Source organism: Mycobacterium sp. TH-M82 (assembly GCF_057473605.1).
In genome coordinates this window covers 1-12,533 of the sequence record NZ_JBYCKY010000596.1, presented here as the reverse complement: position 1 = coordinate 12,533, position 12,533 = coordinate 1, and the positions used below count along the sequence as shown (strand labels likewise).

At 68.6% G+C, this 12,533-nt stretch carries 17 protein-coding genes; 4 read left to right on the top strand and 13 right to left on the bottom strand.

The window, feature by feature from the left end; genetic code table 11:
• A partial coding sequence (gene arc, locus AC2VON_RS17870; protein ID WP_486954150.1) for a proteasome ATPase occupies positions 1 to 1,534 on the bottom strand: 1,534 nt, incomplete at its 3' end.
• A gap of 315 nt (positions 1,535 to 1,849) precedes the next feature.
• On the opposite strand from arc, the gene lppK reads away from it, so the two are divergent.
• On the top strand, positions 1,850 to 2,395 hold the full coding sequence (lppK, locus tag AC2VON_RS17865; RefSeq protein ID WP_486954148.1) for a lipoprotein LppK: 546 nt from the start codon (positions 1,850 to 1,852) through the stop codon (positions 2,393 to 2,395).
• Positions 2,396 to 2,404: 9 nt separating this feature from the next.
• A complete protein-coding gene (locus AC2VON_RS17860; protein ID WP_486954147.1) occupies positions 2,405 to 2,698 on the top strand; it encodes a DUF503 domain-containing protein in 294 nt (97 codons plus the stop codon).
• 79 nt (positions 2,699 to 2,777) lie between these two features.
• Here AC2VON_RS17860 and AC2VON_RS17855 read toward each other — a convergent pair whose 3' ends face one another.
• Positions 2,778 to 3,611 carry a tRNA (adenine-N1)-methyltransferase gene (locus AC2VON_RS17855; RefSeq protein WP_486954146.1) on the bottom strand — a complete coding sequence of 278 codons (834 nt, stop codon included), beginning with the start codon at positions 3,609 to 3,611 and terminating at the stop codon, positions 2,778 to 2,780.
• A gap of 74 nt (positions 3,612 to 3,685) precedes the next feature.
• Here AC2VON_RS17855 and AC2VON_RS17850 point away from each other — a divergent pair, with 74 nt between their 5' ends.
• Positions 3,686 to 4,540: a RecB family exonuclease gene (locus AC2VON_RS17850; RefSeq protein ID WP_486954145.1), complete on the top strand. Its 855-nt coding sequence runs from the start codon at positions 3,686 to 3,688 to the stop codon at positions 4,538 to 4,540.
• Positions 4,541 to 4,553: 13 nt separating this feature from the next.
• On the opposite strand, the gene AC2VON_RS17845 is transcribed toward AC2VON_RS17850, so the two are convergent.
• The 5 genes from AC2VON_RS17845 to AC2VON_RS17825 are packed head-to-tail and all read right to left on the bottom strand — an operon-like array spanning position 4,554 to position 7,118.
• Positions 4,554 to 5,036: a DUF4126 family protein gene (locus AC2VON_RS17845; protein WP_486954144.1), complete on the bottom strand. Its 483-nt coding sequence runs from the start codon at positions 5,034 to 5,036 to the stop codon at positions 4,554 to 4,556.
• 39 nt (positions 5,037 to 5,075) lie between these two features.
• Positions 5,076 to 5,939 (bottom strand): ATP phosphoribosyltransferase, encoded by an 864-nt coding sequence (hisG, locus tag AC2VON_RS17840; RefSeq protein ID WP_486954143.1) that lies wholly within the window; start codon positions 5,937 to 5,939, stop codon positions 5,076 to 5,078.
• A gap of 6 nt (positions 5,940 to 5,945) precedes the next feature.
• Positions 5,946 to 6,227, bottom strand: coding sequence for a phosphoribosyl-ATP diphosphatase (locus tag AC2VON_RS17835; protein WP_486954142.1), 282 nt, complete (start codon positions 6,225 to 6,227; stop codon positions 5,946 to 5,948).
• A gap of 27 nt (positions 6,228 to 6,254) precedes the next feature.
• Entirely contained in the window at positions 6,255 to 6,416 is a 162-nt protein-coding gene (locus tag AC2VON_RS17830; RefSeq protein WP_486954141.1) for a hypothetical protein, read from the bottom strand.
• A 21-nt stretch (positions 6,417 to 6,437) separates the two neighbouring features.
• Positions 6,438 to 7,118, bottom strand: a complete 681-nt coding sequence (locus AC2VON_RS17825; protein ID WP_486954149.1) for an HAD family hydrolase — start codon at positions 7,116 to 7,118, stop codon at positions 6,438 to 6,440.
• 94 nt (positions 7,119 to 7,212) lie between these two features.
• On the opposite strand from AC2VON_RS17825, the gene AC2VON_RS17820 reads away from it, so the two are divergent.
• Positions 7,213 to 8,100, top strand: a complete 888-nt coding sequence (locus AC2VON_RS17820) for a PAC2 family protein (RefSeq protein WP_486954140.1) — start codon at positions 7,213 to 7,215, stop codon at positions 8,098 to 8,100.
• Positions 8,101 to 8,104: 4 nt separating this feature from the next.
• Here the strand turns inward: AC2VON_RS17820 and AC2VON_RS17815 are convergent, their stop codons facing one another.
• The 6 genes from AC2VON_RS17815 to AC2VON_RS17790 all read right to left on the bottom strand — a co-directional run.
• The gene (locus AC2VON_RS17815) at positions 8,105 to 8,983 is read right to left on the bottom strand and encodes an SDR family oxidoreductase (RefSeq protein WP_486954139.1); all 879 of its coding nucleotides are present in this window, start codon (positions 8,981 to 8,983) and stop codon (positions 8,105 to 8,107) included.
• A gap of 9 nt (positions 8,984 to 8,992) precedes the next feature.
• Entirely contained in the window at positions 8,993 to 10,237 is a 1,245-nt protein-coding gene (gene mshC, locus AC2VON_RS17810; protein WP_486954138.1) for a cysteine--1-D-myo-inosityl 2-amino-2-deoxy-alpha-D-glucopyranoside ligase, read from the bottom strand.
• A gap of 36 nt (positions 10,238 to 10,273) precedes the next feature.
• Positions 10,274 to 11,050 (bottom strand): 3'(2'),5'-bisphosphate nucleotidase CysQ, encoded by a 777-nt coding sequence (locus tag AC2VON_RS17805; protein WP_486954137.1) that lies wholly within the window; start codon positions 11,048 to 11,050, stop codon positions 10,274 to 10,276.
• A gap of 4 nt (positions 11,051 to 11,054) precedes the next feature.
• Complete coding sequence (locus AC2VON_RS17800; protein WP_486954136.1) at positions 11,055 to 11,303, bottom strand: hypothetical protein; 249 nt, start codon at positions 11,301 to 11,303, stop codon at positions 11,055 to 11,057.
• A 55-nt stretch (positions 11,304 to 11,358) separates the two neighbouring features.
• Positions 11,359 to 12,192, bottom strand: a complete 834-nt coding sequence (locus AC2VON_RS17795) for an SCO1664 family protein (RefSeq protein WP_486954135.1) — start codon at positions 12,190 to 12,192, stop codon at positions 11,359 to 11,361.
• Positions 12,176 to 12,533 (bottom strand): DUF3090 family protein (locus AC2VON_RS17790; protein WP_486954134.1); only part of this gene is annotated, 358 nt, incomplete at its 5' end. The genes AC2VON_RS17795 and AC2VON_RS17790, both read right to left, overlap by 17 nt.

Here is a 12,533-nt window from a genome sequence, read left to right as displayed (position 1 = left end):
CGGAGTTGAAGTCCTTGAAGTACATAACTTCCTTGTCACCGTTGGCATAGGTGACCTCCAGGAATCGGTTGTCGTCGATTTCGGAGTACATCCGGTCGACAACCTTCTCGATCATCGCCTTGATGCACTGCGCGCGATCGCCGCCGAATTCGGCCAGATCGTCGGCGTGCACCGGCAGCTCCTCGGTGAGGTACTTGGAGAAGATGTCCTGCGCGGCTTCGGCGTCCGGACGCTCGATCTTGATCTTGACGTCCAGGCGACCGGGCCGCAAGATCGCCGGATCGATCATGTCCTCGCGGTTGGACGCGCCGATCACGATGACGTTCTCCAGTCCCTCCACCCCGTCGATCTCGCTGAGCAGCTGCGGGACGACCGTGGTTTCCACATCCGAGGACACGCCGGTGCCGCGGGTGCGGAAGATGGAGTCCATCTCGTCGAAGAACACGATGACCGGGGTGCCCTCGGAAGCCTTTTCGCGGGCACGCTGGAAGATCAGCCGGATGTGCCGTTCGGTTTCGCCGACGAACTTGTTCAGCAGCTCGGGGCCTTTGATGTTGAGGAAGTACGACTTGGCCTCCTTGGCGTTGTCGCCGCGAACCTCGGCCATCTTCTTGGCCAGCGAGTTGGCCACCGCCTTGGCGATCAGGGTCTTCCCGCAGCCCGGGGGGCCGTAGAGCAGCACCCCCTTGGGTGGGCGCAGCATGTATTCGCGGTAAAGCTCGCCGTGCAGGAACGGCAGCTCCACGGCGTCACGGATCTGCTCGATCTGCCGCCTCAGCCCGCCGATGTCGTTGTAGCTGACGTCGGGCACCTCTTCCAGCACCAAGTCCTCGACCTCGGCTTTGGGGATGCGTTCGAAGGCGTAGCCCGCCTTGGTGTCCACCAGCAGCGAGTCGCCGGGCCGAAGCTTGCGGGGCCGCCAGTCATCGGCGAGAACGTCCGGGTCACGGTCAGGCAGATCCTCGGCGACCAGCGGTTCCGCCAACCAGACGATGCGTTCTTCGTCAGCGTGGCCCACCACCAGCGCACGGTGGCCGTCGGCCAGGGTCTCCCGCAGGGTGGAGATCTCCCCGACCGACTCGAAGGTGCCGGCCTCGACCACGGTCAGCGCCTCGTTGAGCCGCACCGTCTGACCCTTCTTCAGAGACTCCACGTCGATGTTCGGGGAACAGGTCAGCCGCATCTTGCGCCCGGAGGTGAAGACATCGACGGTGTCGTCGTCGTGGGTGGACAGCAGCACCCCGTAACCGCTGGGCGGCTGTCCCAGCCGGTCCACCTCCTCACGCAGCGCCAACAGCTGTTGCCGGGCGTCCTTGAGGGTTTCCATCAGCTTCGAGTTGCGGGCGGCGAGCGAGTCGATACGCGCTTCGAGCTGGCGCACATCGTGGGTGGTACGGGCCGGATTCTGCGGTTCGGCCGGATTCTCCAGCTGCTCACGCAGCACCGCAGCCTCCCGGCGCAGCTCTTCCAGCTCCGCGACGTCATCGTCCGAAGGCGAGCCGCCGAAGGCCTCAGGACGCTCCGACTCTCCCATGGTGCCCATGCTGCGCTCCTTTCCCGACCCGGAAGTTGGCGCTACGAATGTCTCTGAATACCCCAACGCTACCGGCCGGCGCGCGATCATGTGCGGACTGGAAATCCGACACACCGGGCACCGCTGTTAATCTTGTCCGGAAATCGATGGGTCGAAAGGACTTCGAAATGACCTCGAAATGACCTCGAAATGACCTCTGTGACCGTGAAATCCCTAGCCACGCGTGTGGCGGCGAGTGTGGCCTGCGTTGCCGCCGGGCCGCTGACGACGCCTTCAGCGAGCTGACCGGAACCGACTAGGACCGACCAGGACCGGATGTACCGACATCGCGCCGCTGTCCTGGGCGCCGCCACTGTTGTGGCGGCGCTCGGGCTGTCCGGCTGTTCGCACGGCGAACCGAGCTCGTCGCCGGCGGCACCGACCGTGCCGTCACTGACGCCGTCAGTGGTAACCGCGACGATGGAGTCGGCGGCGCTGCCGACCCCGGCGGCGCTCACCGACGTGCTGTACCGGCTTGTCGACCCGGCGGTGCCCGGTGGCGACAAGCTGGGCCTCATCGAGGCAACCAAACCCGGCGCGGCCGAGGCCTTGGACAGGTTCGTGACTGCACTGCGAGACGACGGGTATAGTCCGCTGACCTTCGACGCGACCCACGTCGCCTGGTCAGACCGCGAGCCGGGCACCACGGTGGCCACCGTCAACGTCACCACCGCCAACCCCGGTACCGCCGGGTTCTCCTTCCCGATGGAGTTCAAACCGCACGGCGGCGGCTGGCAGTTGTCCCAGAAGACCGCGGCGCTGCTGCTCGCCTTCGGCAATTCGAGAACCCCGGTCCCGCCGGGTAACGCGCCGATCGGATAACCCGCCGGGATGTGGATCGGCTGGCTGGAATTCGATCTGCTGCTCGGTGACGTGCGGTCCCTCAAGCAGAAACGGTCGGTGGTGCGCCCGGTAGTCGCCGAGTTGCAACGCAAGTTCAACGTGTCGGCCGCCGAAACCGGTTCGCACGGCCTGCACCGGCGGGCAGGCATCGGTGCGGCGGTGGTATCGGGTGACCGCGGCCACGCCGTGGAGGTGCTGGATGCGGTGGAACGCCTGGTCGCCGCGCATCCGGAGGTCGAGCTGCTGTCGGTGCGCCGCGGGTTGCAGCGCAGCGACGACTAGCGACCGTCCGCCGAACATGCACAAAATCGCATGTTCGGAGCACCGGATGTGCGATTTTTTGCATGCTCGCCGCGGAAGGTTAAACCTGGCGTTTACGCCGCCGTGGCGCCGGGGTGACGGTGCCGGGCGCGAGCCGGCGCGCCGAAACCAGAAACGCGGTGTGACCGCGCATGGTGTGCTGCGGGCGCACCGCGAGCCCGACGACGTTCCAGCCGCGCTGCAGCGTCTCCCACGCCCGCGGTTCGGTCCAGCACCGCTGCTCGCGCAGCGCCTCGACGATCCGCGATAACTGGGTGGTGGTGGCGACATAGACCACCAGCACACCGCCCGCGATCAGCAGCCTCGACACAGCGTCGAGCACCTCCCACGGCGCCAGCATGTCCAGCACCACCCGGTCGACCGGCCCGGCGCCCGGGTCGGCGTCCGCGATGTCGCCGACGATCAGCTGCCAATTCTCCGGCGGGCGGCCGACGAAGGTCTCCACGTTGCGGCGGGCGTGCTCGGCGTGGTCGGCGCGCACCTCGTAGGAGATCACTCGCCCGTCCGGTCCCACAGCGCGCAACAGCGAACAGGTCAGGGCACCCGAGCCGGCGCCGGCCTCCAGCACGCGGGCGCCGGGGAAGACGTCGCCCTCGTGGACGATCTGGGCGGCGTCTTTAGGGTAGATGACCTGCGCTCCGCGCGGCATCGACATCACGTAGTCGACCAGCAGCGGACGCAGCACCAGGAACGCCTCGCCGCCAGTGGACGTGACCACGCTGCCCTCCGCTAGTCCGATCACCGCGTCGTGGCCGATCGCACCGCGATGGGTGTGAAACTCCGCTCCGGCGGCGAGCAGCATCGTGTAATGCCGGCCTTTGGGATCGGTGAGTTGAACGCGATCGCCCACGGCGAACGGGCCGGACCCGGACACAGCCGTCTAGCCTGCCAGCAGACGCGCCGGGAACCATGCGCGGGGTTGTCGGGCCCCGCTCGTAGGCTGCCGGTATGAGCGACGCGTCGACAGCACCGGGGACACCCCGGTCGTTGTCCGCCCACATGGCCTTGTCGCCGTCGCGGGCGACGGATTTCAAGCAGTGCCCGCTGCTGTACCGGTTCCGGGCGATCGACCGCCTGCCGGAGCAGCCGTCGGTCGCGCAACTTCGCGGCTCGGTGGTGCACGCGGCGCTGCAGCGGCTCTATGCGCTGCCGGCCCCGCAACGAAGCCCGGACACCGCCCAGGATCTGGTCGCCCCGGTCTGGGACGGGCTGATAGCCGGCGAACCCGACCTGGGTGCCGAGCTGGATTCCGGGCAGCGGGACCAACTGCTGGCCGAAGCGCGAGCACTGCTGTCCGGCTATTACCGGCTGGAGGATCCACGCAGGTTCTCCCCGGAGAGCTGCGAGCAGCGCGTGGAGGTGGAACTGGCCGACGGCACCCTGCTGCGGGGCTTCGTCGACCGGATAGACGTCGGCGCAGGCGGAGAACTGCGGGTGGTCGACTACAAGACCGGCAAGGCGCCGCCCACCGCGCAGGCTTCCGGTGAGATCCGGGCCCTATTCCAGATGAAGTTCTACGCGCTGGTGCTGCTGCGGTCCCGCGGTGTGCTGCCGACCCGGCTGCGGTTGATCTACCTGGCCGACGGTCAGCTGCTGGACTACTCCCCCGACCGTGCCGAGCTGCTGCGTTTCGAAAAGACGCTGATGGCGATCTGGCGGGCGATCCGATCCGCCGGTGCGTCAGGTGATTTTCGGCCCAAGCCATCGCGGCTGTGCGACTGGTGCGCCCACCGTGCGCACTGCCCGGCGTTCGGCGGCACTCCGCCGCCTTACCCCGGCTGGCCGGCCGACCCGGCCGCGTGACCGGCTGCTACTGCTAAACAATGGCCGACAGTGCGGCAATGCCGAACCCGCCCAGCACCGCGACGGCATCTTCGAGCAGCGCCACCGGCAGATCATGGTCGTCGTTGGCGGCCACCAGTCGCTTCCGTGCCTCATAGCCGCCCAGGGTGCCCAGCACCGCTCCGATGATGCCCGCACCGAGCGCGCTCCAGGTGTAACCCCACGCCGTGCCGAGGACCGCACCCGCGAACGCGCCGAGAATGATGCGGGCACTGAACGACACCGTGGCGGTGCGGCTGGGTGCGCCGGGCCGCAGGTCGGCGGCCAGTTCGATGACCGCCACAATGGTCAGGACGGCGACCGTCACCGGATGACCCAGCCACGACACCCACGTCCCGTCCATGTTGATCCACTGCAGCAGCGCGGCCCAGGCGACGGCCATCGGCGCGGCCAGTGCCCGCAGCCCGGCGACGACACCGATCAGCAGGGCGAGCAGCAGCACGAGGGAATGCGTCATCGTTGGGACGCTAGCACGCCGACGGGCCGCCGGTGGCGATCAGAATCGGCAAAACCTGATGTCGGACGCCAGGATGGCCTTCGCGCCGATGGCGACCAGATCGTCCATGACGGCGTTGACGTCCCGGCGCGGCACCAGGGCGCGAACCGCGACCCAGTTCTGGTCGGCGAGCGGTGAGATGGTCGGTGACTCCAGGCCCGGGGTGACCGCGGCTGCGTCATCGAGCACCGAGCGCGGACAGTTGTAGTCCAGCATCAGGTACTGCTGGCCGAACACCACGCCCTGCACCCGGGCGACCAGTTGATCGCGCGCTGACGCCACCCTGGCGCCGCCGTGGTCGTTCGGCTCGGCCCCTTCGATCAGCACCGCCTCCGAATCACACAGCGGCTCGCCGAAGGCCACCAGATCATGCGTGGTCAGGGTGCGACCGGAGCCGACCACGTCGGCGATGGCGTCGGCGACCCCGAGCTGGATCGAGATCTCCACCGCACCGTCCAGCCGGATGATGGTCGCTTCGATACCCTTGGCGGCCAAGTCGCTTCGCACGAGGTTCGGGTACGCGGTGGCGATCCGCATGCCGGTCAGATCCGCTGCGGTCCAGTCACGCCCGGCGGGCGCAGCATACCGGAAGCTCGACGATCCGAAACCCAGCGCCAGCCGCTCGGCCACCGGTGCCTGGGAGTCACGGGCCAGGTCTCGTCCGGTTATCCCGAGGTCGAGCTCGCCTGACCCGACGTAGACGGCGATGTCCTTGGGCCGCAAGAAGAAGAATTCGACGTTGTTGACCGGGTCGACGACCGTGAGATCCTTCGAATCGGCTCGGCGCCGGTAACCGGCTTCGGCCAGGATCTCGGCGGCCGGTTCGCTCAGCGCCCCCTTGTTGGGAACCGCGACACGCAGCATCGCCGATCAGAGCTTCCGGTACACGTCGTGCAGCGTCAGCCCGCGCGTGATCATCAGCACCTGCGTCCAGTAGAGGAGTTGGCCGATCTCGGTGGCCAAGGAGTCGTCGGGCTCGTGTTCGGCGGCCAGCCATACCTCGCCGGCTTCTTCGAGGACCTTCTTGCCCACCGCGTGCACGCCGGCATCCAACGCGGCAACGGTGGCGCTGCCGGGCGGTCGGGTGGCGGCGCGCTCACCCAATTCGGCGAACAGGTCCTCGAAGGTCTTCACGGGCAGCGATTGTGTCACGCGCAGGGAAGCAAAGTCACGGCGGTTTCACCACTGAGCCTCCCGCGGCGCGCCCGTGGTTTCGCGCACCCAGCGCCACACGAAGACGAAACACAGCAGCGCGCTCACCGTATAGCAACCGAAAGCGGAGCCGAGCACGTCGCGCAGAGCCGGGAAGGTCACCACGATCACGGCGACCAGACCGACCACACCGGAAGCGCCCGGCGCCGTTCACGCGGTGCGTTCGCCGATCCCGGCCAACCGCGCATGGATGTCGCAAAGGTCGGCGACGCGATGGCCGGCCAGCGACGCTACCCGGTGCCGGCGCGGGCTTCCCGGCACCGCCACTGCATTGGGCACCACCAGAACCTGACAGCCCGCCGCTTCGGCCGCGGCGGCGCCGGTGGATGAGTCTTCTACGGCAAGGCAGCTCCCCGGGTTCATGTCGAGCAGTGCGGCCGCGCGCCCGTACGGGTCCGGCGCCGGTTTACCCCGGGCCACCTCGTCGCCGCAGACCACGGCGGTGAAGTAGTGCCGCCCGATGCTGTCGAGTGCCCGCTCGGTCAACGACCGTGGCGTGTTGGTCACCAACGCCATCGGGATGCCTTGCCCGGCAAGCGAGTCCAGTAGCTCGAATGCGCCGTCACACCAGGGCAGGCCGGCGTCGAACAGCTCTGCGGTGTAGTCGTGTAACCACTGCGCCGACGCCGCCATCGCCGCGGGATCGGGTTGCAGGCCCAAGTGGTCGTAGACGATGCGCATGGTGGTATCCGCGCAGCCGCCGACCGTCGCCGCCCGTACCTCGGCGGTGAGCGCGCCACCCAGCCGCACACACAGCGCGTGTATCGCGACGTCCCACAGCTTCTCGGAATCGACCAGGGTGCCGTCCATATCCCAGAGCACGCCGCACAGCGTTTCCATCAGACCAGCAAGCGTAGCCGGTCTATCGAACCGGTCGGGCCGCACTCCGCGCCGCACAGGCTGGTCCAGGCCTTACCCTGACCTTGTGACCGCACCGGACGACTCGGATGAACCAACTGCACCGCCCGAGTTGCACCACACCATCGTGGTGGTGGCGTTCGAGGGGTGGAACGACGCCGGCGACGCGGCCAGCGACACGGTGGGGCACCTGAACACCGTCTGGGAGGCCCGGACGATCGTCGAGATCGATGACGAGGCCTACTACGACTACCAGGTGAACCGCCCGGTGATCCGTCAGGTCGACGGGGTCACCCGCGAGCTGGTGTGGCCGTCGATGCGCATCGCGCACTGCCGCCCACCGGGCAGCGATCGCGACGTCGTGCTGATGCACGGAGTGGAACCGAACATGCGCTGGCGCACCTTCTGCGCTGAGCTGCTGGCGATCATCGAAAAGCTGAACGTGGACACCGTGGTGATCCTGGGGGCGCTGCTGGCTGACACACCGCACACCCGACCGGTGCCGGTGTCCGGGACGGCGTACTCGGCGGAGTCCGCCCAACGGTTCGGCCTGACCCAGACCCGCTACGAGGGCCCCACCGGCATCACCGGGGTTTTCCAGGATGCCTGCGTGGCGGCCGGGATCGCGGCGGTGACGTTCTGGGCGGCGGTGCCGCACTACGTGTCGCAGCCGCCCAACCCGAAGGCGACGGTGGCACTGCTGCGGCGCGTCGAGGATGTGCTCGATGTCGAGGTGCCACTCGGCGACCTGCCCGCGCAGGCCGAGCAGTGGGAGCAGGCGGTCACCGAGATGGCCAGCGAAGACGACGAGATCACCGACTACGTCGCCTCATTGGAGCAGCGCGGCGACGCCGAGGTCGACCTGCACGAGGTGCTGGGCAAAATCGACGGCGACGCGCTGGCCGCCGAGTTCGAGCGCTATCTGCGCCGGCGGCGGCCCGGTTTCGGGCGGTAGCGGGCTACCGCCGTTCGATCGACTGGGTGTAGGCGCTGGTGGAGCGACCGAGCGCCGCGACTTCGCTGTCCATCAGCGGAAGCAGCTGCGGGGTGATCTTCTCCGTTCTGGACTCCAGGGCCCGGGTGGACATCACCGGCCGGAGCCAGCGGAACACCCGCACCCAGCGCGGACAGTAGACGCGGGTGCGGCGGCGTTCGATGCCGTCGACGAACGCCTGCGCACAGGCACCCACCGAGGTGGTCTTGTTCAACGGCCACGGCAGCGCGGCCAGCAGACTGGAGAAAGCAGACATGTCCGCCTTGGTGTCCCGCACCAGCGCGGTGTCGATCCAGGACATGTGTGCCGAACCGACGGCCACACCCTGATAGGCGACCTCCATCCGCACCGCATTGGCGAACTGCTCGACACCGGCCTTCGACGCGGTGTAGGGCGTCATCCCCGGCGACGGGGCGAAAGCCGCCAGCGACGACACGATCAACACGTAGCCACGGCGCTCGATGACCGCCGGCAGCGTGGCCCGCACGGTGTGGAACACCCCCAGCAGGTTGACGTCGATCACCTGTTTGAACGCCTCGGGGTCCACCCCCAGCACGGACCCGTAGCTGCCGATCCCGGCGTTGGCCACCACCACATCGATGCCGCCGAAGCACGCTGCGGCCTGCTCGGCGGCCGACTGCATCGCCGGCAGGTCACGCACGTCGGCGACCACAGTCAGCACCCGGTCCTCGCCCAGCTCGGCGGAGAGCTGTTTGAGCGCAGACCCGTCCAGGTCGGTCAGCACCAGCTTCGCCCCCCTGCTGTGCAGCCGACGGGCCACCTCCGCGCCGATTCCGTGCGCGCCGCCGGTGATGAATACGACTTGTGAGTTGACGCCAGCCATGCGTGTACCCTATAGCGCCACACCCAGCAGCGCGTCCACCGCGGTGGCCACCTCCGTCGGAGCGGCGATGTCGTGGCCACCGTAGGCCAGCGCGTCTGCGACCCAGCCGTCCAGTGCGGCAAGCGCCTTGGGGGTGTCCAGGTCGTCGGAGAGGTAGCGGCGCACCCGGGCGATCACGTCGGCGGCGGCCGGGCCGGCGGGCAGGGTGGCCGCCGTACGCCACCGGTGCAGTCGAGCGTTGGCGTCATCAACCGACTGCGCGTCCCAGCACCGGTCGGCGCGGTAATGCCCGGCCAGCAGGCCCAGCCGGATCGCCGCCGGCTCGACGCCCTCGGTGCGCAGCGCCGACACCAGCACCAGGTTGCCGCGGCTCTTCGACATCTTGTGCCCGTTCCAGCCGATCATCCCCGCATGCACGTAGTGGCGGGCGAATCGTCTTTCCCCGGTTACCGATTCGGCGTGCGCCGCGGAGAACTCGTGATGCGGGAAGATCAGATCGGATCCGCCGCCCTGGATGTCGAGGCCGGCGCCGATGCGGCTCAGCGCGATCGCCGTGCATTCGACGTGCCAGCCGGGCCGGCCCGGCCCGAACGGCGACGGCCAGCTTGGTTCACCGGGCCGAGCGGCGCGCCACAGCACGGCGTCGAGCCGGTCGGTTTTGCCGGCGCGGTCCGGGTCGCCGCCGCGCTCGGCGAACAGTTCCAGCATGACGTCGCGGTCAAAGCCCGACTCGTAGCCGAACTGCTCGGTGGCGCCGGTACGGAAGTAGACGTCGGGATGGTCGGACTGGTCGCCCTCGATGACGTAGGCCGCCCCGGAGGCCAGCATCTTTTCGACCAGTTCGATGACGTCCTCAAGCGCCTCGGTCGCCGCCACGTAGTGCTGCGGAGGCAGTACCCGCAGCGCCGTCATGTCCTGGCGAAACAGCACAACCTGGTCTGCAGCGAGGTCGCGCCAGTCCAGGCCGTCGCGGTCCGCCCGCTCGAACAACGGGTCGTCGATGTCGGTGACGTTTTGCACGTAGTTCACCCGGTGCCCGCAGTCCAGCCAGATCCGGTGGATCAGGTCGAACGCCAGATAGGTGGCGGCATGGCCCAAATGGGTGGCGTCGTACGGGGTGACCCCGCAGACGTACATGCTGGCGGTTTGGCCCGGTGACACCGGACGGACCTGCCGGTCGGCGGTGTCGTACAGGCGCAGCGCCGGACCCCGCCCGGGCAGTGCGGGAACGGGCGGCGCCGACCACGAGTCCATACCGTCGACTGTAAGGCTCCCGGCGATACCAGCCGATCAGCCCACCGCCTGCCGAATCGCCGCGAGCAGCGGCGGCGCCACCTCGGGCCGGCACATCAGCAGGTCGGGCAGATACGGATCGGGCTGGTTGTAGCGCAGCGGCGACCCGTCCAGCCGGGATGCGTGCATACCGGCGGCGAGCACCACCCCTGCCGGTGCTGCCGAATCCCACTCCCACTGGCCGCCGGCGTGCAGATAGGCATCGACGTCGCCGCGCACCACGGCCATCGCCTTGGCACCAGCCGACCCGAGCGGTACCGCCTCGATCGCCATGATGTGTTGCATGCGGCGCACGATCGTCGGAGCGCGGGTGGCGCTGACCGCCACCCGCACGGTGTTCGCAGAACCAGCCGGGGCCGCGCCGGCGGTCACCGTGTCGGTGCGGTAGACGGTGTTATGAAGGCCCGGCAACGCCACCGCGGCGTCGGTGATGCCGCCCTCACCACCGGGGTTACCTCGCTGCCAGAGCGCGATGTGCACCGCCCAGTCGTCGTGTCCCGGTGTGGAGAACTCCCGGGTGCCGTCCAGCGGGTCGATGATCCACACCCGGTCGGCGGGCAACCGGTCCAGATCGTCCGGGGTTTCCTCGGACAGCACCGCGTCGCCGGGACGATCCGCGCGCAACCGGTCGAGGATCAACGCGTTGGAGCGGCGGTCACCGGTGTCGCCGAGCCGGCGCGGGTACTCGAACCCCAGCTCGTCGCGCACCGCCAGCAGGAGCTTGCCGGCGTCGGCGGCCAGATCGGCGGCCAGCGCAGCATCGGTTGCCGCCACGCGTTCAGTCCTGGTCTTCGATCAGGCGTTCCAGTAATCCGACGATCTGCTGGTGGCCGGCAGCCGCGGCATCGAACTTAGCGCGCATCTCGATGAACCCGTTGTCGACGTGTTCCCTCAGGTCGGCCGTGTCCTGACGCAAGTCAGTCATGTCCTCGCGCATGGCATTGAAGCTGGCGGCGGTGACCCGGCGGAAGTCGGTTATCTGCCTCTCCAGCGCCACCACCCGTGGTTTCACACCGTCCTCCGGCACGGCAGCGATGCTACCCACCACGGGCTAATGCCGGAAGTGCCCTTTTTCAGGCGGTTCAGAACGCCGGCCAGGGGATGGGGCGCTGCGCGTGCGGACTGGGCATCACCGGGTGATCAAGCAGCCCGCGGGTGCGCCGGCGAAGCGCCGCGATCTCCCCGGCGGTCAGGTGCGGCTTCAAAGCCACGGCCAGCGGGCCGGTCAACGCACCGGCCAGCGCAGACACCGCTCCCAGGGTCTCGGCGTCGACAGGCTGGCCGGCCCAGCCCCACAGCACGGTGCGCAGCTTGTCGTCGGCGTGCAGGCAGCACCCGTGGTCGACGCCGTAGACGCCGCCGTCGACTCCGCGCAAAATGTGGCCGCCTTTACGGTCGGCGTTGTTGATCAACACGTCGAGCACCGCCATACGCCGCAACCTCGGATCGTCGGCGTGCACCAGTGCGACCGGCTCACCGGCGTAGTCGCGGGCCTGCAGCACCCCCAGATAACCGGCCGGCAGCCTGCCGGCCGGAACCAGGTCCACCAGGTCCAAGGAGGCAGCACCCGCCTTCGCGGCCGGGGTTGGGGTGTCCGTATCGTCACCGGGCTGGTCGATCCACCGCTGCAACATGCCGATGCCGGCTGGCCCCTCACGAATAATGGTGTAAGGCACAATGTTCCAGCCCAGGTGGACCGAGATCAGGTAGGCGCCGAGTTCACGGCCGGCAAGTGTCCCGTCCGGAAAGTCCCACAGATGCTGCTCGCCGGAGACCGGCTTGTAAACGCAGTGCACCCGATGTCCGTCCAGCGTCGACTCACACAGAAAGGTGGCGTTGCTGGCCGAGCGGATCCGGCCCAGGATGGTGAGCTGCCCACGTCGCAACACCGCACGATCGTCAGGCCCCGGACGCACTGGCCTCACCGTCGGGGCCCCCCAGCGCGCCGCGTCGGTAGCCGTTGGTGCGGACACAGATGTGCCCCGCCGGGTCCAGTGGCTCGTCGCAGAGCGGGCAAGGCGGCCGGCCCGCCGAGATGACCCGGCTGGTGCGGCTGGCAAACTGTCGCGCCGACTCCGGCGTCAGGAACACCCGCACCGCGTCCGGGCCCTCCTCGGTGTCGTCGAGCACCACCGACGCGTCGAACTCGGTGTCGGTGAGGGCCAGCAGTTCGACCACCACGGTCTGTGCCTCGGAATCCCAGCCCAGCCCCATGGTGCCGACCCGAAACTCCGCGTCGACCGGGGTGACGAGCGAG

Excerpts from the sequence above, each read along its gene's own strand:
- lppK (WP_486954148.1), top strand. The coding sequence starts at position 1,850 with ATGTACCGACATCGCGCCGCTGTCCTGGGCGCCGCCACTGTTGTGGCG.
- AC2VON_RS17860 (WP_486954147.1), top strand. The coding sequence starts at position 2,405 with ATGTGGATCGGCTGGCTGGAATTCGATCTGCTGCTCGGTGACGTGCGG.
- AC2VON_RS17850 (WP_486954145.1), top strand. The coding sequence starts at position 3,686 with ATGAGCGACGCGTCGACAGCACCGGGGACACCCCGGTCGTTGTCCGCC.
- AC2VON_RS17845 (WP_486954144.1), bottom strand. The coding sequence starts at position 5,036 with ATGACGCATTCCCTCGTGCTGCTGCTCGCCCTGCTGATCGGTGTCGTC.
- hisG (WP_486954143.1), bottom strand. The coding sequence starts at position 5,939 with ATGCTGCGTGTCGCGGTTCCCAACAAGGGGGCGCTGAGCGAACCGGCC.
- AC2VON_RS17815 (WP_486954139.1), bottom strand. The coding sequence starts at position 8,983 with ATGGCTGGCGTCAACTCACAAGTCGTATTCATCACCGGCGGCGCGCAC.
- mshC (WP_486954138.1), bottom strand. The coding sequence starts at position 10,237 with ATGGACTCGTGGTCGGCGCCGCCCGTTCCCGCACTGCCCGGGCGGGGT.